General features: G+C 69.4%; 16 protein-coding genes. 14 read left to right on the top strand and 2 right to left on the bottom strand.

The genetic code is table 11. The annotated features are described in order from the left end of the window. Positions 1 to 212 precede the first annotated feature (212 nt). The 4 genes from secD (at position 213) to relA (ending at position 6,350) form a co-directional block, all read left to right on the top strand. Entirely contained in the window at positions 213 to 1,973 is a 1,761-nt protein-coding gene (secD, locus tag ACFCXS_RS22010; protein WP_376645047.1) for a protein translocase subunit SecD, read from the top strand. A gap of 1 nt (position 1,974) precedes the next feature. Next, positions 1,975 to 3,090, top strand: coding sequence for a protein translocase subunit SecF (secF, locus tag ACFCXS_RS22005; protein WP_376645046.1), 1,116 nt, complete (start codon positions 1,975 to 1,977; stop codon positions 3,088 to 3,090). Further along, entirely contained in the window at positions 3,087 to 3,626 is a 540-nt protein-coding gene (locus tag ACFCXS_RS22000; RefSeq protein ID WP_376645045.1) for an adenine phosphoribosyltransferase, read from the top strand. Before secF ends, ACFCXS_RS22000 begins: the two co-directional genes overlap by 4 nt. Positions 3,627 to 3,830: 204 nt before the next feature. Further along, positions 3,831 to 6,350, top strand: coding sequence for a GTP pyrophosphokinase (gene relA, locus ACFCXS_RS21995; protein ID WP_376645044.1), 2,520 nt, complete (start codon positions 3,831 to 3,833; stop codon positions 6,348 to 6,350). Between the two features lie 163 nt (positions 6,351 to 6,513). Here the strand turns inward: relA and ACFCXS_RS21990 are convergent, their stop codons facing one another. Further along, on the bottom strand, positions 6,514 to 7,743 hold the full coding sequence (locus ACFCXS_RS21990) for a DUF349 domain-containing protein (RefSeq protein ID WP_376645043.1): 1,230 nt from the start codon (positions 7,741 to 7,743) through the stop codon (positions 6,514 to 6,516). A 135-nt stretch (positions 7,744 to 7,878) separates the two neighbouring features. After that, positions 7,879 to 8,724 (bottom strand): peptidylprolyl isomerase, encoded by an 846-nt coding sequence (locus tag ACFCXS_RS21985; RefSeq protein WP_376645042.1) that lies wholly within the window; start codon positions 8,722 to 8,724, stop codon positions 7,879 to 7,881. Positions 8,725 to 8,891: 167 nt separating this feature from the next. Here ACFCXS_RS21985 and ACFCXS_RS21980 point away from each other — a divergent pair, with 167 nt between their 5' ends. The 10 genes from ACFCXS_RS21980 (at position 8,892) to mltG (ending at position 20,181) form a co-directional block, all read left to right on the top strand. Beyond that, positions 8,892 to 9,599 (top strand): MBL fold metallo-hydrolase, encoded by a 708-nt coding sequence (locus ACFCXS_RS21980; RefSeq protein WP_376645041.1) that lies wholly within the window; start codon positions 8,892 to 8,894, stop codon positions 9,597 to 9,599. An 11-nt stretch (positions 9,600 to 9,610) separates the two neighbouring features. Then, positions 9,611 to 10,873, top strand: coding sequence for a histidine--tRNA ligase (hisS, locus tag ACFCXS_RS21975; RefSeq protein ID WP_376645040.1), 1,263 nt, complete (start codon positions 9,611 to 9,613; stop codon positions 10,871 to 10,873). A 232-nt stretch (positions 10,874 to 11,105) separates the two neighbouring features. Next, a complete protein-coding gene (locus ACFCXS_RS21970; RefSeq protein ID WP_376645039.1) occupies positions 11,106 to 11,762 on the top strand; it encodes a vitamin K epoxide reductase family protein in 657 nt (218 codons plus the stop codon). Between the two features lie 57 nt (positions 11,763 to 11,819). Beyond that, positions 11,820 to 13,172, top strand: coding sequence for a replication-associated recombination protein A (locus ACFCXS_RS21965; protein ID WP_376645038.1), 1,353 nt, complete (start codon positions 11,820 to 11,822; stop codon positions 13,170 to 13,172). 305 nt (positions 13,173 to 13,477) lie between these two features. Continuing rightward, on the top strand, positions 13,478 to 14,092 hold the full coding sequence (rpsD, locus tag ACFCXS_RS21960) for a 30S ribosomal protein S4 (RefSeq protein ID WP_031104240.1): 615 nt from the start codon (positions 13,478 to 13,480) through the stop codon (positions 14,090 to 14,092). Positions 14,093 to 14,353: 261 nt separating this feature from the next. Beyond that, on the top strand, positions 14,354 to 14,794 hold the full coding sequence (locus tag ACFCXS_RS21955; protein WP_376645037.1) for a DUF948 domain-containing protein: 441 nt from the start codon (positions 14,354 to 14,356) through the stop codon (positions 14,792 to 14,794). A gap of 9 nt (positions 14,795 to 14,803) precedes the next feature. Further along, on the top strand, positions 14,804 to 15,154 hold the full coding sequence (locus ACFCXS_RS21950) for a hypothetical protein (protein ID WP_376645036.1): 351 nt from the start codon (positions 14,804 to 14,806) through the stop codon (positions 15,152 to 15,154). Beyond that, on the top strand, positions 15,154 to 17,826 hold the full coding sequence (gene alaS, locus ACFCXS_RS21945; RefSeq protein WP_376645035.1) for an alanine--tRNA ligase: 2,673 nt from the start codon (positions 15,154 to 15,156) through the stop codon (positions 17,824 to 17,826). Before ACFCXS_RS21950 ends, alaS begins: the two co-directional genes overlap by 1 nt. A gap of 17 nt (positions 17,827 to 17,843) precedes the next feature. Continuing rightward, the gene (gene ruvX / locus ACFCXS_RS21940) at positions 17,844 to 18,308 is read left to right on the top strand and encodes a Holliday junction resolvase RuvX (RefSeq protein WP_376645034.1); all 465 of its coding nucleotides are present in this window, start codon (positions 17,844 to 17,846) and stop codon (positions 18,306 to 18,308) included. A gap of 121 nt (positions 18,309 to 18,429) precedes the next feature. Next, positions 18,430 to 20,181, top strand: coding sequence for an endolytic transglycosylase MltG (mltG, locus tag ACFCXS_RS21935; RefSeq protein ID WP_376645033.1), 1,752 nt, complete (start codon positions 18,430 to 18,432; stop codon positions 20,179 to 20,181). Positions 20,182 to 20,310 lie beyond the last annotated feature (129 nt).

Raw genomic sequence — 20,310 nt, 5'->3', positions numbered from 1 at the left:
GGCGCCCGCGTCCGGGCCCCCCCGGTCCGCCCCCCTCCCCTCCCTCACCCCCCCGGCGGCCCCGGGGGGGGGGGGGGGGGGGGGGGGGGGGGGGGGGGCCCCCCCCCCCCCCCACCCCGGGACGCGCCCAGCTCGCACGGAATCCCGAGACCATGTCATGGCCGCCCGTCCGCCGATCCGGAGCGAGGTGGCCCGAGAGGGAGTACGAGAAGGTGGCCACACCTAAAAAGGGCAGGAACGCGAGCGCCCAGAGCAAGCCGGGGCGCTCGCTGGCCCTGATCCTGATCGCCATCGCGGCGCTCACCGGTGGAATGTTCGCCTCGGGTCACACCAAACCGCGTCTGGGCATCGACCTGGCCGGTGGCACGAGCATCACGCTCCGCGCGGTCCCCGAGGCCGGCAACGAGTCGGCGATCAACAAGACCAACATGGACACGGCCGTCTCCATCATGGAGCGCCGCGTCAATGGTCTGGGCGTCTCCGAGGCCGAGGTCCAGACGCAGGGCCGCGACAACATCGTCGTGAACATCCCCAAGGGGACCAACTCCGAGCAGGCCCGCAAGCAGGTCGGCACCACCGCCAAGCTCTACTTCCGCCCGGTCATCGCCACCGACATCTCCGGCGGCAAGGGCGCGGCCAGCCCCTCCCCGAACCCCAGCGGCAGCCCCTCGGACCAGCCGTCCGGCAAGGCGTCCGACAAGCCCGAGGCCACCGACAAGAACTCCGCCTCGCCGTCCGCCACGCCCACCACCCAGGGCCGCGCGGTCACCGACGGGCTGAAGGCCGACGCCACACCGTCCGCGAGCGCCTCGGACAAGGCCGGCCCCTCGCCGTCGGCGAGCGGCGGCTCCGCCGAGGCCGACGCGAAGGCGCTGCAGGCGAAGTACGCCACGCTCGACTGCACGGACACCAAGACCCGCTCCACCGTGGGCGACGGCGTCAAGGCCTCCCAGCCCACCCTGGCCTGCGGCAAGAACTCGGGGGGCCAGTGGCAGAAGTACATCCTCGGCCCCGCCGAGGTCGACGGCACGGACGTCGACAAGGCCCAGGCCGTCCTGAACACCCAGACCGGGGCCGGCTGGACGGTCACGATGGACTTCACGGACGCGGGTGCCAAGAAGTTCGGCGACATCACCGGCAAGCTGGCCCAGAACCAGTCGCCGCAGAACCAGTTCGCGATCGTCCTGGACGGCGACGTGGTCTCCGACCCGTCCGTCCGGCAGGCCCTGACCGGCGGCAACGCCGAGATCTCCGGCAACTTCAACCAGCAGTCCGCCCAGGAACTGTCCAACATGCTGAGCTACGGCGCCCTGCCGCTGACCTTCAAGGTCGACAGCATGACGACCGTGACCGCAGCCCTGGGCGGTGACCAGCTGCACGCCGGTCTGATCGCCGGCGCGATCGGCCTCGCGCTGGTCGTCGTCTACCTGCTGGCCTACTACCGCGGCCTGTCGTTCGTGGCGATCCTCTCGCTCATGGTCTCCGCCGCCCTCACCTACACGCTCATGGCCCTGCTCGGCCCGGCCATCGGCTTCGCGCTGAACCTGCCGGCCGTGTGCGGTGCCATCGTCGCGATCGGCATCACGGCGGACTCGTTCATCGTCTACTTCGAACGCGTCCGTGACGAGATCCGCGAGGGCCGCACCCTGCGCCCCGCCGTCGAGCGGGCCTGGCCGCGCGCCCGGCGCACCATCCTGGTCTCCGACTTCGTGTCGTTCCTCGCCGCCGCGGTGCTCTTCATCGTCACCGTCGGCAAGGTCCGCGGCTTCGCCTTCACGCTCGGCCTGACCACACTGCTCGACGTGGTCGTGGTCTTCCTCTTCACCAAGCCGCTCCTGACCCTGCTGGCCCGTCGCCCCTTCTTCGCGAACGGCCACAAGTGGTCCGGCCTCGACCCGAAGAGCCTGGGTGCCCAGCCGCCGCTGCGCCGCACCCGCCGTCCCTCCGCCCCCGTCGAGACGAAGGAGGCGTGAGATGTCGAAACTCGGCAACCTCGGCGCCCGGCTGCACCGCGGCGAGATCGGCTACGACTTCGTCAAGAACCGCAAGATCTGGTACGGCCTGTCGATCCTGATCACCATCACGGCCATCGTCGGCCTGGCGGTGCGCGGCCTGAACATGGGCATCGAGTTCCAGGGCGGTGCCGTCTTCAACACCCCGAAGAACATGAGCGTCTCGGTGGCCAAGGCCGAGGAGTACGCGGAAACGGCCTCCGGACACGACGCGATCGTCCAGAAGCTCGGTGACGGCAGCCTGCGGATCCAGGTCGCGGGCATCGAGACCGACAAGGCCAACCAGATCAAGGCCCAGCTGTCGGACGACCTCAAGGTCAACTCGGAGCAGATCAACGCCGAACTGGTCGGTCCCAGCTGGGGTGAGCAGATCGCCGACAAGGCCTGGCAGGGCCTCGGCATCTTCCTGATCCTCGTGGTGATCTACCTGGCGATCGCGTTCGAGTGGCGCATGGCGCTCGCCGCGTTCGTCGCGCTGATCCACGACATCACCATCACCGTCGGCATCTACGCCCTCGTCGGCTTCGAGGTCACACCGGGCACCGTGATCGGTCTGCTGACCATCCTCGGTTACTCGCTCTACGACACGGTCGTGGTCTTCGACAGCCTCAAGGAGCAGACGAAGGACCTCACCAAGCAGACCCGCTGGACCTACAGCGATGTCGCCAACCGCTCGATCAACAGCACCCTGGTCCGCTCCATCAACACCACGGTGGTGGCGCTGCTGCCGGTCGCGGGCCTGCTGTTCATCGGTGGCGGTGTCCTCGGCGCCGGCATGCTGAACGACATCTCGCTGTCGCTGTTCGTCGGTCTCGCCGCCGGTGCGTACTCCTCGATCTTCATCGCCACGCCGCTCGTCGCCGACCTCAAGGAGCGCGAGCCGCAGATGAAGGCCCTGAAGAAGCGCGTCCTGGCCAAGCGTGCCCAGGCCGCGGCCAAGGGCGAGACCGGTGCCCAGGCCGACGGCGAGGTGTACGCGGACGAGCCCGAGGACGCCGCACCCGCGGTGGTCGGGCCGCGCAACCAGCCCGCCTCCCGCAGCCGCGGCCGCGGCCGTCCGTCGGGGAAGCGCCGATGACCGAGATCAGGGAGCTGCTCCTCAGCCGCATCCGGGACGTGGCGGACTACCCGGAGCCGGGCGTGATGTTCAAGGACATCACCCCGCTCCTGGCGGACCCGGCGGCGTTCACCGCGCTCACCGACGCCCTCGCCGAGATCGCCGAGAGCACCGGCGCCACCAAGGTCGTCGGCCTGGAGGCCCGTGGCTTCATCCTCGGTGCCCCGGTCGCCGTCCGCGCCGGTCTCGGCTTCATCCCCGTACGCAAGGCGGGCAAGCTCCCCGGAGCCACCCTCGCCCAGGCCTACGACCTGGAGTACGGCTCGGCGGAGATCGAGGTGCACGCCGAGGACCTGAACCCCGAGGACCGGGTGCTCATCGTCGACGACGTCCTCGCCACCGGCGGCACCGCCGAGGCCTCGGTCGGGCTCATCCGCCGGGCCGGCGCCGAGGTCGCCGGCCTCGCCGTCCTCATGGAGCTCGGCTTCCTGAGCGGCCGCGCCCGCCTGGAGCCGGCGCTGAACGGTGCCCCGCTGGAGGCGCTGCTCACGGTCTAGCGGCCGCGCAGCCGTCCCGGTGGACACCGGCACGACACCGCAGAGGCGGGCCCCGGAGGAATCCGGCGCCCGCCTCGTGCGTTACCTGCGTTTCCCGGGTAGACGGTCCTCACATTGGCCTGAAGGCGATCCCGCGGCCCGGGATCGCTACCATGGGGGTCCGGAGCCTGACCGGGGGACCCGGATCGCGCACGAGGAGTCCTCTTGCCAGACGAGGCCCAGCACCTGACCGCCGCCAAGCCCGAGTCCGCCTCGGCAGCCGCGGCCAAGCCCGCGCCGAACGCGCCCCACGCGAAGAACGACTCCCGTGGGCCGGTCGAGCACGCCCAGGCGGCGCCGGTCGACAAGCCCGCCGAGCAGTCACGGCCCAAGCCCACCCCGCCCGCGGTCCGTCAGGCGGCCGGCCAGCAGGCCCGCTCCGGCTCCTCCAACCGCGTCCGCGCCCGTCTGGCCCGGCTCGGTGTGCAGCGCGCGAACCCGTACAACCCCGTGCTGGAGCCGCTGCTGCGCATAGTGCGCGGCAACGACCCCAAGATCGAGACGGCCACGCTCCGCCAGATCGAGCGCGCCTACCAGGTCGCCGAGCGCTGGCACCGCGGCCAGAAGCGCAAGAGCGGCGACCCGTACATCACGCACCCGCTCGCCGTCACCACCATCCTCGCCGAGCTGGGCATGGATCCGGCCACGCTGATGGCCGGTCTGCTGCACGACACGGTCGAGGACACCGAGTACGGCCTGGACGACCTGCGCCGCGACTTCGGCGACGTCGTCACGCTGCTCGTCGACGGCGTGACCAAGCTGGACAAGGTCAAGTTCGGTGAAGCCGCGCAGGCCGAGACGGTGCGCAAGATGGTCGTCGCCATGGCCAAGGACCCGCGCGTCCTGGTCATCAAGCTCGCCGACCGCCTGCACAACATGCGCACCATGCGCTACCTCAAGCGTGAGAAGCAGGAGAAGAAGGCGCGCGAGACCCTGGAGATCTACGCGCCGCTCGCCCATCGCCTGGGCATGAACACCATCAAGTGGGAGCTGGAGGACCTCGCCTTCGCGATCCTCTACCCCAAGATGTACGACGAGATCGTCCGGCTGGTGGCCGAGAGGGCACCCAAGCGTGACGAGTACCTGGCCATCGTCACCGACGAGGTCCAGCAGGACCTGCGGGCGGCCCGCATCAAGGCGACCGTCACCGGCCGCCCGAAGCACTACTACAGCGTCTACCAGAAGATGATCGTCCGCGGCCGGGACTTCGCGGAGATCTACGACCTGGTGGGCATCCGCGTCCTCGTGGAGACCGTCCGCGACTGCTACGCGGCTCTGGGCACGGTGCACGCGCGATGGAACCCGGTCCCCGGCCGGTTCAAGGACTACATCGCGATGCCCAAGTTCAACATGTACCAGTCGCTGCACACGACGGTCATCGGCCCCGGCGGCAAGCCGGTCGAGCTGCAGATCCGCACCTTCGACATGCACCGCCGCGCCGAGTACGGCATCGCCGCCCACTGGAAGTACAAGCAGGAGGCCGTCGCCGGCGCGTCGAAGGTACGCTCCGACGCCCCCAAGTCGTCCGGCAAGGGCAAGGACGACCACCTCAACGACATGGCCTGGCTGCGGCAGCTGCTGGACTGGCAGAAGGAGACGGAGGACCCGGGCGAGTTCCTGGAGTCGCTGCGCTTCGACCTCTCGCGCAACGAGGTCTTCGTCTTCACTCCCAAGGGCGACGTCATAGCGCTCCCCGCCGGCGCGACCCCCGTCGATTTCGCGTACGCGGTGCACACCGAGGTCGGGCACCGCACGATAGGCGCCCGCGTCAACGGCCGGCTGGTGCCGCTGGAATCCACCCTCGACAACGGCGACCTGGTGGAGGTCTTCACCTCCAAGGCGGCCGGCGCCGGCCCCTCCAGGGACTGGCTCGGCTTCGTCAAGTCACCGCGCGCCCGCAACAAGATCCGGGCCTGGTTCTCCAAGGAACGCCGCGACGAGGCGATCGAACAGGGCAAGGACGCCATCGTCCGCGCGATGCGCAAGCAGAACCTGCCGATCCAGCGCATCCTGACCGGCGACTCCCTGGTGACCCTCGCGCACGAGATGCGCTACGCCGACATCTCCGCGCTGTACGCGGCGATCGGCGAGGGCCATGTCTCCGCGCAGAACATCGTGCAGAAGCTGGTCCAGGCACTCGGCGGCGAGGAGGCCGCCACCGAGGAGATCGACGAGTCGGTCCCGCCGGCCCGCGGACGCAGCCGCAAGCGCCGCTCCAGCGCCGACCCGGGCGTCGTCGTCAAGGGCGTCGAGGACGTGTGGGTCAAGCTGGCCCGCTGCTGTACGCCCGTCCCGGGCGACCCGATCATCGGCTTCGTCACCCGCGGCAGCGGCGTATCGGTGCACCGCAGCGACTGCGTGAACGTCGACTCGCTCTCCCGCGAGCCCGAGCGCATCCTCGACGTCGAGTGGGCGCCCACCCAGTCCTCGGTCTTCCTGGTCGCCATCCAGGTCGAGGCCCTGGACCGCTCCCGGCTCCTCTCGGACGTCACCCGCGTCCTGTCCGACCAGCACGTCAACATCCTCTCCGCGGCCGTCCAGACCTCCCGCGACCGCGTCGCCACCTCCCGCTTCACCTTCGAGATGGGCGACCCGAAGCACCTCGGCCACGTGCTGAAGGCGGTCAGGGGCGTCGAGGGCGTCTACGACGTGTACCGGGTGACGTCGGCGCGCAGCAGGTCGTAACAGCCACAGGGGCCACAGCGGCCACACGAAAGGGGGCTTCCGCACGTCGTGTAAGGAAGCCCCCTTCGCTTCGGGCGGGCAGCAGGTCGTAACGGCCCCCAGCGGCACACGAAAAAGGGGGCTCCCGTACGACGTGTACGGGAGCCCCCTCGGTGTCGGCTGCTCAGCCTCCGAACTCCTGCAGGCCCTTCTGCGCCTGGTCCAGCAGCGCCTGCCGGCCGTCGAGCTCACGCTGGAGCTTGTCGGCCTTGGCGTTGTTGCCCTGTGCGCGGGCCTGCTCGATCTGGCCCCGGAGCTTGTCCACCGCGGCCTGCAGCTGGCCGGTCAGACCCGCGGCACGCGCGCGTGCCTCCGGGTTCGTCCGGCGCCACTCGGCCTCCTCGGCCTCCTGGATGGCCCGCTCTACGGCGTGCATCCGGCCCTCGACCTTGGGCCGGGCGTCGCGCGGCACATGGCCGATGGCCTCCCAGCGCTCGTTCACGTTCCGGAAAGCGGCCCTGGCCGCCTTCAGATCCGAGACCGGCAGGAGCTTCTCGGCCTCCTCGGCCAGCTCCTCCTTGAGCTTCAGGTTCTCCGACTGCTCGGCGTCCCGCTCCGCGAAGACCGAACTGCGGGCCGCGAAGAAGACGTCCTGGGCGCCACGGAAGCGGTTCCACAGGTCGTCCTCGTGCTCGCGCTGAGCGCGGCCCGCGGCCTTCCACTCGGACATCAGCTCGCGGTAGCGCGCCGCCGTCGCGCCCCAGTCGGTCGAGTTCGACAGCGCCTCGGCCTCGGAGACCAGCCGTTCCTTGGTCTTGCGGGCCTCCTCGCGCTGCGCGTCCAACTGCGCGAAGTGCTGCTTGCGCCGCTTGGAGAACGCCGACCGTGCGTGCGAGAACCGGTGCCACAGCTCGTCGTCGGACTTGCGGTCCAGGCGCGGCAGACCCTTCCAGGTGTCCACCAGGGCCCGCAGCCGCTCACCGGCCGCCCGCCACTGGTCGGACTGCGACAGCTCCTCCGCCTCGACGACCAGCGCCTCCTTGGCGTGGCGGGCCTCGTCGGACTGCTTGGCCCGCTGCGCCTTGCGCTCCTCGCGGCGCGCCTCCACCAGCTCCACGAGCTTGTCCAGCCGGACCCGCAGGGCGTCCAGGTCGCCCACCACGTGGTGGGCGTCGACCTGCTCCCGGATGTGGTCGATGGCGGCCTGGGCGTCCTTCGCCGACAGGTCGGTGGTCTTCACTCGCTTCTCGAGGAGGCCGATCTCGACAACCAGGCCCTCGTACTTGCGCTCGAAATAGGCCAGCGCCTCCTCGGGGGAGCCCGCCTGCCAGGAACCGACGACCTGCTCGCCGTCGGCCGTACGCACGTACACGGTCCCCGTCTCGTCGACGCGGCCCCACGGGTCGCTGCTCACAGCGCCTCCTCCACATGATGCCTGCGGGGGGCCTCAGCTCCCCCGGGCATCGTCCACAGTTTCGTCACGGCCAACATAGGCGACCGGCGGGGGGCCTGTCCGCATCCCGCGCGACCGAAATTTCGCAGTTGGGGGTCAGGATTTGGTGATCGTGGCCTTGTTGATCACGACCGTCGCGTTGGGCGCCGTATTGCCCGTCTGGGGGTCCGGGGCCTGCGCTCCGGCGTCCGCGATCTTCTTCAGAACCTTCATGCCCGCCTCGGACACCGTACCGAACGGCGTGTAGTCGGCCGGCAGCTGACTGTCCTGGTAGACGAGGAAGAACTGGCTGCCGCCGCTGTTGCGGCCCTGCTTGGTCTGCGCGTTGTACTGGTTCGCCATCGCGACCGTGCCCGCCGGGTACGTCCCGCCCTTGAGGCTCTTGTCCTTGAGGTTCTCGTCCGGGATGGTGTAGCCCGGTCCGCCCATGCCGGTGCCCTGCGGGTCGCCGCACTGCAGGACGTAGATGCCCTGGTCCGTGAGCCGGTGGCACTTGGTGTGGTCCAGGTAGCCCTTGCCGAGCAGGAAGTTGAACGAGTTGACGGTGTGCGGCGCCGCCGACGCCTTCAGCGCGACGTCTATCTCACCGCACGTGGTGTCCAGCTTCATCGTGTACTTCGCCGACTTGTCGATGGTCATCGCCGGTTCCTTCTTCCAGGTCTCCGGCTCGACCTTGCCCGGGGCCGGCTTCTCGCACGGGTCCGGGGCCTTGCTGGGGGTGGCGCTCGGAGTGACCTCCGCGCCCGCGTTCTCCTTCTTGCCGTTGTCCTCGAACGGCTTGGTCAGGAAGACCGTCACCGAGAGCACCACGATCACGCCGAGAACCGAGGCGATCACGGAGTTGCGGATTCGGGCCTTGCGTCGCGCGTCCGTGCGCCGCTGCTGCTGCCGCAAGAACTTCTCCCGGGCGAGCTGACGCCGCCGCTGTTCCTGGCTGACCACCGGGTTCTCTCCTCATGGGTCTCGAACGTCGACCGGTACGCCTGCGTCCTGTGTGCCGAGCGCGTGCGTGTGCCCCGTACCGTATATGGGTTCGCTGAGGAATCGGCAGCGCCGGTAGGCTCTGTGAGCAGCCGTAGCCGCCCGTATCGACACAACGAAGGACGATCGTGCTCATTGCCGGGTTCCCCGCCGGGGCCTGGGGGACGAACTGCTACCTCGTCGCCCCCGCCGCCGGTGAGGAGTGCGTGATCATCGACCCCGGCCATCAGGCCGCCGACGGCGTCGCGGAAGCGATCAGGAAGCATCGCCTCAAGCCCGTCGCCGTCGTCCTCACCCACGGCCACATCGACCATGTGGCCTCGGTCGTCCCGGTGTGCGGCGCGCACGACGTGCCGGCCTGGATCCACCCCGACGACCGGTACATGATGAGCGACCCCGAGAAGGGGATCGGCCGTTCCATCGGGATGCCGCTGCTGGGCGAGCTGACCGTGGGGGAGCCGGACGACGTCAAGGAGCTGACCGACGGGGCGAAGCTGGAGCTTGCGGGCCTGGAGCTGTCCGTCGCGCACGCGCCGGGCCATACGAAGGGGTCGGTGACCTTCGGCATGCCCGAGGCGGCGGACATCCCGCCGATCCTCTTCTCGGGCGACCTGCTGTTCGCCGGCTCCATCGGACGCACCGACCTGCCCGGCGGCGACATGGCCGAGATGCTCGACTCGCTGGCCCGCGTGTGCCTGCCGCTCGACGACTCGACCGTGGTGCTGTCCGGCCACGGCCCCCAGACGACCATCGGCCAGGAGCGCTCCACCAACCCGTATCTGCGGCAGGTGGCGGCCGGCCAGGGAGCCCAGCCCGCTCCCCGACGAGGAATGTGACGAGACCTTCCGTGAGCACCTTCAAGGCCCCCAAGGGCACGTACGACCTGATCCCGCCCGACAGCGCGAAGTACCTCGCCGTCCGTGAGGCGATCGCCGCTCCGCTGCGCAACTCCGGCTACGGCTACATCGAGACGCCGGGCTTCGAGAACGTCGAGCTCTTCGCGCGCGGCGTCGGTGAGTCCACCGACATCGTCACCAAGGAGATGTACGCCTTCGAGACCAAGGGCGGCGACCGGCTCGCCCTGCGTCCCGAGGGCACGGCCTCCGTCCTGCGCGCCGCGCTGGAGGCCAACCTGCACAAGGCCGGCAACCTCCCCGTCAAGCTCTGGTACTCGGGCTCGTACTACCGCTACGAGCGCCCCCAGAAGGGCCGTTACCGCCACTTCTCCCAGGTGGGTGCCGAGGCGATCGGCGCGGAGGACCCGGCGCTGGACGCCGAACTGCTCATCCTGGCCGACCAGGCGTACCGCTCGCTGGGCCTGAGCAACTTCCGGATTCTGCTCAACAGCCTCGGCGACCAGGAGTGCCGCCCCGTCTACCGTTCGGCGCTGCAGGAGTTCCTGCGGAACCTGGACCTCGACGAGGACACCCTGCGCCGCGCGGAGATCAACCCGCTGCGCGTCCTGGACGACAAGCGCGAGTCGGTCCAGAAGCAGCTGGGCGACGCGCCGCTGCTGCGCGACTACCTGTGCGACGCGTGCAAGGCGTACCACGAGGAGGTCCGTGAGCTGATCACGGCGGCGGGCGTCTCCTTCGAGGACGATCCGAAGCTGGTCCGCGGCCTGGACTACTACACCCGCACCACCTTCGAGTTCGTCCACGACGGCCTCGGCTCGCAGTCCGCGGTGGGCGGCGGCGGCCGCTACGACGGTCTCTCCGAGATGATCGGCGGCCCCGCGCTGCCGTCCGTCGGCTGGGCCCTCGGCGTCGACCGCACGGTCCTCGCCCTGGAGGCGGAGGGCGTCGAGCTCGAACTCCCCGCCACCACCAGCGTGTTCGCCGTCCCGCTCGGCGAGGAGGCCCGCCGGGTCCTGTTCGCCAAGGTCACGGAGCTGCGCAAGAACGGCATCGCGGCGGACTTCTCCTACGGCGGCAAGGGCCTCAAGGGTGCGATGAAGAACGCCAACCGCAGCGGCGCCCGCTACACGGTCGTCGCCGGCGAACGCGACCTCGCCGAGGGCGTCGTCCAGCTCAAGGACATGGAGTCGGGCGAGCAGACGGCGGTGGGCGTGAACGAGATCGTGGCAGAACTGGAAGCGCGGCTCGGCTGAGACAGGGCGGAGGAAGGCGCCGGGCACGGCGCCTTCCTCCGCTTTGCCGAGACCGATGCGGTCGGCGCGTTCGCACCCCCGTGCGGTCGTGCGACGGGCGTCGGCCGGAACTCAACCCCCAGGGGCGACCGGACCGGCATCCTTATGTCCACGCAACGGTGGACACGGGCACCGGTGCGGCACAATGGGCCCTGCCCGAAGATGTTCAGGTCTCAAGTGACGGATCGGCGTGATGAGCAAGACGACAGTTGAGGACGTCTCCGTGGAGCCAGAGCCGCAGCGCGCCGAGATCGCACCCCGTGCGGAGGGCGGCAGCCGGGCCCTCGCCCTGTTGCTGATCATCACCGGCGCCGCCGGACTGCTCGCCGCCTGGGTCATCACGATCGACAAGTTCAAGATCCTAGAGGCCAAGGTCGCGGGCACGACGTTCACACCCGGCTGCAGCCTCAACCCCGTGGTCTCGTGCGGCAGCGTCATGGAGAGCAAGCAGGCCGCGGTCTTCGGCTTCCCGAACCCGATGCTCGGCCTCGTCTGCTACGGGATCGTCATCGGCGTCGGCATGGCGCTGCTCGCCCGCGCCCGCTTCCCGCGCTGGTACTGGCTCACTTTCAACGCGGGCTGCCTCTTCGGCGTGAGCTTCTGCGCCTGGCTGATGTTCCAGTCCCTGTACCGCATCAACGCGCTGTGCCTGTGGTGCAGCCTGGCCTGGGTCGCCACGATCCTGATGTTCTGGTACGTCACGTCGTTCAACATCCGCAAGGGCTTCCTGCCCGCCCCGAGCTGGCTCAAGAGCTTCTTCGGCGAGTTCACGTGGGTCATGCCGGTGCTGCACATCGGCATCATCGGCATGCTGATCCTGACCCGCTGGTGGGACTTCTGGCTCAGCTGAGCCCCGCGGTTCCGGGGCAGGGCCGGACTGTCAGTGCCGTGATTTAGGGTTTCTGACGTGGAGCCCGACCTGTTCACCGCCGCAGCCGAAGAACGCCAGGAGAAGGAGCCGTCCAGCAGCCCCCTGGCCGTGCGGATGCGCCCGCGCACCCTCGACGAGGTCGTGGGCCAGCAGCACCTGCTGAAGCCGGGCTCACCCCTGCGCAGACTGGTGGGGGAGGCCTCCGGCCCGGCCGGGCCCTCCTCGGTGCTCCTGTGGGGCCCGCCCGGCACCGGCAAGACCACCCTGGCCTACGTCGTCTCCAAGGCGACCGACGCCCGCTTCGTGGAGCTGTCCGCCATCACCGCGGGCGTCAAGGAGGTCCGCGCGGTCATCGACGGCGCCCGCCGCGCCTCCGGCGGGTACGGCAAGGAGACCGTCCTCTTCCTCGACGAGATCCACCGCTTCAGCAAGGCCCAGCAGGACTCCCTGCTCCCGGCCGTCGAGAACCGCTGGGTGACGCTCATCGCGGCGACGACGGAGAACCCGTACTTCTCGGTGATCTCGCCCCTGCTGTCCCGCTCCCTGCTGCTCACCCTCGAACCGCTCACGGACGAGGACATCAGGAGCCTCATCCGCCGCGCCCTCACCGACGAGCGGGGCCTCAAGGAGGCGGTCTCCCTCCCCGAGGAGACCGAGGACCACCTCCTGCGCATCGCCGGCGGCGACGCCCGCCGTGCCCTGACCGCCCTGGAGGCGGCTGCCGGAGCCGCCCTCGACAAGGGCGAGGCGGAGATCGGTCTGACCACCCTGGAGGAGACGGTCGACCGGGCCGCAGTGAAGTACGACCGCGACGGCGACCAGCACTACGACGTGGCCAGCGCCCTGATCAAGTCCATCCGCGGCTCCGACGTCGACGCGGCCCTGCACTACCTGGCCCGCATGATCGAGGCCGGCGAGGACCCCCGCTTCATCGCCCGGCGTCTGATGATCTCCGCCAGCGAGGACATCGGCCTGGCCGACCCGACGGCCTTGCAGACAGCGGTCGCCGCCGCCCAGGCCGTCGCCATGATCGGCTTCCCCGAGGCGGCCCTCACCCTCAGCCACGCCACCATCGCCCTCGCCCTGGCGCCCAAGTCCAACGCCGCGACCACCGCGATCGGCGCCGCCCTGGAGGACGTCCGCAAGGGCCACGCCGGACCCGTCCCCGCCCACCTGCGCGACAGCCACTACAAGGGCGCGACCAAGCTCGGCCACGGCCAGGGCTACGTCTACCCGCACGACCTGCCCGAGGGCATCGCGGCCCAGCAGTACGCCCCGGACGAGCTGAAGAACCGCGAGTACTACGAGCCGACCCGGCACGGCGCGGAGGCCCGCTACGCGGACGCGGTGGAGTGGACCCGGAAGAACCTCGGTCGAAAGCGGTCCTGAGCACCCTGTAAACTCGACCGGAGTGCCGCGTCCCGTGCAGTCAGAACGGGACAGTCGGCCGGAGTCCAGATCCCCCGGGATCGGCTCCAGGAGCGTCGCGCACCGTCGAACGGTGTCGCGGGCAGCCCACCACCACCCGTCCTGGTGACGGGACCGGCCGGTGGGCCACTCGCGTGCTGCACGTATGTGCCCAGACCAGGGGAGCGGCTGCCCACCCGGGCCCGACAGGGTTCCAGGCGGGTTTCCCCGGCTGCGGATGCGACCTCCCACAACCCTGACAAGCCGATACGACGAAAGCGAAAACTGTGGCGAACCAGTCCCGCCCCAAGGTCAAGAAGTCGCGTGCCCTCGGCATCGCGCTGACCCCGAAGGCCGTCAAGTACTTCGAGGCCCGCCCCTACCCGCCGGGTGAGCACGGCCGCGGCCGCAAGCAGAACTCGGACTACAAGGTCCGTCTGCTCGAGAAGCAGCGTCTGCGCGCGCAGTACGACGTGTCCGAGCGCCAGCTCGTCCGCGCCTACGAGCGTGCCTCCAAGGTCCAGGGCAAGACCGGTGAGGCCCTGATCATCGAGCTGGAGCGTCGCCTCGACGCCCTGGTTCTGCGTTCGGGCATCGCCCGCACGATCTACCAGGCCCGCCAGATGGTCGTCCACGGCCACATCGCGGTCAACGGCAAGAAGGTCGACAAGCCCTCCTTCCGTGTCCGTCCGGACGACGTCGTGCAGGTCCGCGAGCGCTCGAAGGAGAAGACCCTCTTCACGATCGCTCGTGAGGGTGGCTTCGCCCCCGACGGTGAGACCCCGCGCTACCTCCAGGTGAACCTCAAGGGCCTGGCGTTCCGCCTGGACCGTGAGCCGAACCGCAAGGAGATCCCGGTGATCTGCGACGAGCAGCTCGTCGTCGAGTACTACGCCCGCTGATCCACGGCAGGCACGCGGTACCTCAGCCCGCCGTCTCCCCGCCCTTCCCGGGCGGGCGAGGCGGCGGGCTTTCGCGATCGGCCGGGTGCCGGAGGGTGATCCGGTGCGGGCGCTCGCCATCGCCCCGGCGCCGGGGGATGATCCGGTGCGGGCTTTCGCGGTCGACCCGGCCCCGGGGGTAATCCGGTACGGAGCGCCACCCCCGGCGCGATAGGCTCGTCGCACGACTTTTTCGATGTTCAGGCACGTTTCAGGGAGCGGGTGCACACAGTGTCCGGTGGAGAGGTTGCCGGAATCCTGGTGGCCGTCTTCTGGGCGATCCTGGTCTCCTTCCTCGCCGTCGCGCTGGCGAGGGTGGCCCAGACGCTCAAGGCGACCACCAAGCTCGTGGCGGACGTGACCGACCAGGCCGTCCCGCTGCTGGCCGACGCCTCCGCGGCGGTGCGCTCCGCGCAGACCCAGATCGACCGGGTCGACTCGATCGCCTCCGACGTCCAGGAGGTCACGTCGAACGCCTCCGCGCTGTCGACGACCGTCGCCTCCACCTTCGGCGGCCCCCTGGTCAAGGTCGCGGCCTTCGGCTACGGCGTGCGCCGGGCCCTCGGCGGCGGCAAGGAGGACGTGCCCGCCAAGGCGTCCAGGCGTACCGTGATCGTGGGCCGCACGATCACCCGGCGCAGCGCCCGAGACAAGAGGGACTGAGAGCCAGCGATGTTCCGCCGTACCTTCTGGTTCACCACGGGCGTCGCCGCCGGTGTGTGGGCCACCACCAAGGTCAATCGCAAGCTGAAGCAGCTGACCCCCGAGAGCCTTGCCAGAACCGCCGGGAACAAGGCGATCGAGGCCGGTCACCGCATCAAGGACCGTGCGGTCGGCTTCGCCCTCGACGTCCGGGACAACATGGCCGTGCGCGAGGCCGAGTTGGGTGACGCCCTCGGGATCAACGAGAATCCCGAGCTCCCCGGCCCCCGGCGCTTCGCCGCCATCGAGAACCGCACCAACCCGAAGTCCGTCGACAGCGACTGGACGACGTACTCGTACAACCGGAATGAGGACCACTGATGGAGTCGGCTGAGATTCGCCGCCGCTGGTTGAGCTTCTTCGAGGAGCGCGGTCACACCGTCGTCCCTTCGGCGTCGCTCATCGCGGACGACCCGACTCTGCTCCTCGTCCCGGCCGGCATGGTGCCCTTCAAGCCCTACTTCCTGGGTGAGGTCAAGCCGCCCTTCGCCCGTGCCACCAGCGTGCAGAAGTGCGTGCGCACGCCGGACATCGAAGAGGTCGGCAAGACCACCCGGCACGGCACCTTCTTCCAGATGTGCGGCAACTTCTCCTTCGGCGACTACTTCAAGGAAGGCGCCATCAAGCACGCCTGGGAGCTGCTCACCAGCCCCCAGGACAAGGGCGGTTACGGCCTCGACCCCGAGCGCCTGTGGATCACCGTCTACAAGGACGACGACGAGGCCGAGCGCATCTGGCACGAGGTCGTCGGCGTGCCGAAGGAGCGCATCCAGCGCCTCGGCATGAAGGACAACTACTGGTCCATGGGCGTCCCCGGCCCCTGCGGCCCCTGCTCCGAGATCAACTACGACCGCGGCCCCGAGTTCGGCGTCGAGGGCGGCCCCGCCGTCAACGACGAGCGGTACGTGGAGATCTGGAACCTCGTCTTCATGCAGTACGAGCGGGGCGAGGGCATCGGCAAGGACAACTTCGAGATCCTCGGCGACCTGCCCAGCAAGAACATCGACACCGGCCTCGGCCTCGAACGCCTCGCCATGATTCTGCAGGGCGTGCAGAACATGTACGAGATCGACACGTCGATGGCCGTCATCGCCAAGGCCACCGAGCTGACCGGCGTCCGCTACGGCGACGCCCACGACTCGGACGTCTCCCTGCGCGTGGTCACCGACCACATGCGCACCTCGGTGATGCTCATCGGCGACGGCGTCACCCCCGGCAACGAGGGCCGCGGTTACGTGCTGCGCCGCATCATGCGCCGCGCCATCCGCAACATGCGCCTGCTCGGCGCCACCGGTCCGGTCGTCAAGGACCTCATCGACACCGTGATCGAGATGATGGGCCAGCAGTACCCCGAGCTCATCACCGACCGCGAGCGCATCGAGAAGGTCGCCCTCGCCGAGGAGAACGCCTTCCTCAAGACGCTGAAGGCCGGCACCAACATCCTCGACACGGCCGTCACCGACACCAAGTCCGCCGGCGGCACCGTCCTGCCCGGCGACAAGGCGTTCCTGCTCCACGACACCTGGGGCTTCCCGATCGACCTCACCCTGGAGATGGCCGCCGAGCAGGGCCTGTCCGTGGACGAGGACGGCTTCCGCCGCCTGATGAAGGAGCAGCGGGAGCGCGCCAAGGCCGACGCCCAGGCCAAGAAGACCGGCCACGCCGGTGCCGGTGCCTACCGTGAGATCGCCGACCAGGCCGGTGCCACCGACTTCATCGGCTACACCGACACCGAGAGCGAGTCCACGATCGTCGGCATCCTCGTCGACGGCGCCTCCTCCCCGGCCGCCACCGAGGGCGACGAGGTCGAGATCGTCCTCGACCGCACCCCGTTCTACGCCGAGGGCGGCGGCCAGATCGGCGACACCGGCAAGATCAGGGTCGACACCGGTGCCGTCATCGAGATCCGCGACTGCCAGAAGCCGGTTCCGGGTGTCTACGTGCACAAGGGCGTCGTCCAGGTCGGCGAGGTGACCGTCGGCGCCAAGGCCCACGCCTCGATCGACGACCGCCGCCGCAAGGCCATCGCCCGCGCCCACTCGGCCACGCACCTGACGCACCAGGCCCTGCGCGACGCCCTCGGCCCGACGGCCGCCCAGGCCGGTTCCGAGAACCAGCCCGGCCGCTTCCGCTTCGACTTCGGTTCCCCGTCCGCCGTCCCGACGGCCGTGATGACCGATGTCGAGCAGAAGATCAACGAGGTGCTCGCCCGCGACCTCGACGTCCGCGCCGACGTCATGGGCATCGACGAGGCCAAGAAGCAGGGTGCCATCGCCGAGTTCGGCGAGAAGTACGGCGAGCGCGTCCGCGTGGTCACCATCGGGGACTTCTCCAAGGAGCTGTGCGGCGGCACCCACGTGCACAACACCGCCCAGCTCGGTCTGGTCAAGCTGCTCGGCGAATCCTCCATCGGCTCCGGTGTCCGCCGGATCGAGGCCCTCGTCGGCGTGGACGCCTACAACTTCCTCGCCCGGGAGCACACGGTCGTCGCCCAGCTCCAGGAGCTGATCAAGGGCCGCCCGGAGGAGCTCCCGGAGAAGGTCTCCGCCATGCTCGGCAAGCTGAAGGACGCCGAGAAGGAGATCGAGAAGTTCCGCGCCGAGAAGGTCCTCCAGGCCGCCGCCGGTCTCGCCGAGTCCGCCAAGGACATCCGTGGCGTTGCTGTCGTGACCGGTCAGGTGCCGGACGGAACGACCGCCGACGACCTGCGCAAGCTGGTCCTCGACGTGCGCGGACGCATCCAGGGCGGACGGGCCGCCGTGGTCGCTCTGTTCACGGTGGCGAACGGTAAGCCGCTCACGGTCATCGCCACCAACGAGGCCGCCCGCGAACGCGGCCTGAAGGCCGGCGAACTGGTCCGTACGGCCGCCAAGACCCTCGGTGGCGGCGGTGGCGGCAAGCCGGACGTCGCCCAGGGCGGCGGCCAGAACCCGGCCGCCATCGGTGACGCCGTGGACGCCGTCGAGCGCCTGGTCACCGAGACGGCCAAGTAAGAGACGGGTCGGACAGCATGCGCAAAGGACGTCGACTCGCGATCGACGTCGGGGACGCCCGCATCGGGGTCGCCTCGTGCGACCCCGACGGGATCCTCGCCACCCCGGTGGAGACGGTTCCGGGGCGTGACATCCCCGCGGCTCAGCGGCGGTTGAAGCAACTCGTCGAGGAGTACGAGCCCTTGGAGGTCGTGGTCGGGCTCCCGCGCTCCCTGAAGGGGGGCGAGGGCCCGGCCGCGGTCAAGGTCCGCGGCTTCACCCAGGAGCTGGCCCGCATGATCTCCCCGGTTCCGGTGAGACTCGTCGACGAACGCATGACGACGGTGACGGCCAGTCAGGGACTGCGCGCCTCCGGTGTGAAATCCAAGAAGGGCCGGTCCGTCATCGACCAGGCCGCAGCCGTGATCATCCTGCAACAGGCCCTCGAATCCGAACGGATGTCAGGTAAAGCACCCGGCGAAGGCGTCGAAGTGGTCATCTGATCGCGATACGGTAACGTTCCGCGCGATGCGGCGGCGTTCGAACAGCCTCCGCACAGCAAGAGGCGGGACGGGAGCCGAGCCGGAAGTCGCGCGACCGCCGCCTCGCGGCTCTAGGGGATCGATGACTGAGTATGGCCGGGGCCAAGGCTCCGAACCGTGGCATCCGGAGGACCCGTTGTACGGGGACGGCGGATGGGGCGGACAGCAGGCCCATCAGGGTCAGCAGTCCCCCTACGGCGGCCAGCCGCAGCACTATCCAGAGCAGCCGCAGCAGCCGCAGTACGGCGACTGGGGCACCGCTGACCAGGCCGGATACGGTCAGGCGCAGCAGCAGTACCCGTACGACCAGCAGTACGCGGCGCAGGCCCACGGGAACCAGCAGTACCCCGGCCAGCAGGACCACGGACATCACCAGGCTCAGGGCTACCACCAGCAGCAGTACGACACCGGTGGCTGGGCCAACGACCCCCACCAGCAGGTCTCGTACTCCGGTGACCCACAGGATCCGTACGGGCAGCAGGCCGGTGCGTACGGCGGGGGTCAGCAGGACTACTACGGCACGCCTGAGGCGTATCCACCCCCGGAGCCGCCCGGCCGGCATGGGGCAGAGCCCGCACAGGAACCCGCTCATGAGCCCGCTCACGAACCGGCCACCGACTGGGACCCAGGGCCCGACCAGGGCGAACACGCCTTCTTCGCGGGCGGCGACGATGACGACGACGGCGGCGAGGAGCCGGAGGGTCGTCGCGGTCGCGACGACAAGCGCGGACGCGGCGGCGGGAAACCGAAGAAGAAGAGCCGCAACGGCATGGCCTGCCTGCTGGTCGCCGTGATCCTCGGCGGCGGCCTGGCGGGCGCCGGCTACTTCGGCTACCAGTTCTACCAGGACCGTTTCGGCGACGCCCCGGACTACGCGGGTGGGGGCAACGGGCAGCAGGTGTCCGTCGAGATCCCGGAGGGCGCGGACGGTTATGCGATCGGGCGGGCGCTGAAGTCCGCCGGTGTGGTCAAGAGCGTCGACGCCTTCGTCTCGGCCCAGGCCGGCAACCCTGAAGGCCGGACCATCCAAGCCGGCGTGTACACGCTGCAGAAGCAAATGTCGGCCGGGAGCGCGGTCGAGTTGATGCTCAGCCCCAAGAGCCGCGACAACCTGATCATCGCGGAGGGCAAGCGCAACGCCGACATCTACCGGCTCATCGACAAGCGTCTCAAGGTCAAGGTCGGCACTACCGCTGCCGTCGCCAAGAAGGACTACAAGAAGCTCGGCTTGCCCGCTTGGGCGCAGAACCACGCCGAGGTCAAGGACCCGCTGGAAGGCTTCCTCTTCCCCTCCAGCTACGGCGTGAGCGAGGGGCAGAAGCCCGAGGCCGTCCTGAAGCAGATGGTCCAGCGGGCCACCGCGACGTACGACAAGCTCGGGGTCGAGAAGAAGGCCAAGAGTCTCGGACTCGAGGACCCGTGGCAGCTCGTCACCGTCGCCAGCCTGGTCCAGGCCGAGGGCACGAGCCACGACGACTTCCGCAAGATGGCCGAGGTCGTCTACAACCGCATGAAGCCCGGGAACCCGCAGACCAACGGCATGCTGGAGTTCGACTCCACCTACAACTACATCAAGAATCAGAGCAAGATCGACCTGAGCTTGAGCGAACTGCGGAACTACGACAACCCGTACAACACGTACTTCCACAAGGGCCTGCCGCCGGGGCCGATCGACAACCCGGGCGAGGACGCCATCAAGGGCGCCCTCAACCCGACGGACGACGGCTGGTACTACTTCATCTCGCTCGACGGCAAGACCAGCAAGTTCACGAAGACGAACGCCGAACATCAGAAGCTGGTAGACCAGTTCAATGCCTCACGGAACAGTGGATAGCAAAGGGATGCAACTTCGCGCCGACGCATGCTCAAAGGAGGACGTGCATCCCTCGGGACCGATCACTTCCGTTCGGGCGTATCAGTGTCACTGAGCTGATCACCGCGCTGCGCCGTGAGGGGCCGACCA

Origin of the sequence: Streptomyces sp. NPDC056373 (assembly GCF_042262425.1) — a bacterium.
Taxonomy (GTDB): Bacteria; Actinomycetota; Actinomycetes; order Streptomycetales; family Streptomycetaceae; genus Streptomyces.
Note: the sequence above shows the minus strand (reverse complement) of the source record. Positions and strands in the feature narration are given on the sequence as shown.

Coding starts and splice junctions, on each gene's coding strand:
- secF (WP_376645046.1), top strand. CDS start 1,975: ATGTCGAAACTCGGCAACCTCGGCGCCCGGCTGCACCGCGGCGAGATC.
- ACFCXS_RS22000 (WP_376645045.1), top strand. CDS start 3,087: ATGACCGAGATCAGGGAGCTGCTCCTCAGCCGCATCCGGGACGTGGCG.
- ACFCXS_RS21970 (WP_376645039.1), top strand. CDS start 11,106: ATGAGCAAGACGACAGTTGAGGACGTCTCCGTGGAGCCAGAGCCGCAG.
- ACFCXS_RS21950 (WP_376645036.1), top strand. CDS start 14,804: ATGTTCCGCCGTACCTTCTGGTTCACCACGGGCGTCGCCGCCGGTGTG.
- alaS (WP_376645035.1), top strand. CDS start 15,154: ATGGAGTCGGCTGAGATTCGCCGCCGCTGGTTGAGCTTCTTCGAGGAG.
- ruvX (WP_376645034.1), top strand. CDS start 17,844: ATGCGCAAAGGACGTCGACTCGCGATCGACGTCGGGGACGCCCGCATC.
- mltG (WP_376645033.1), top strand. CDS start 18,430: ATGACTGAGTATGGCCGGGGCCAAGGCTCCGAACCGTGGCATCCGGAG.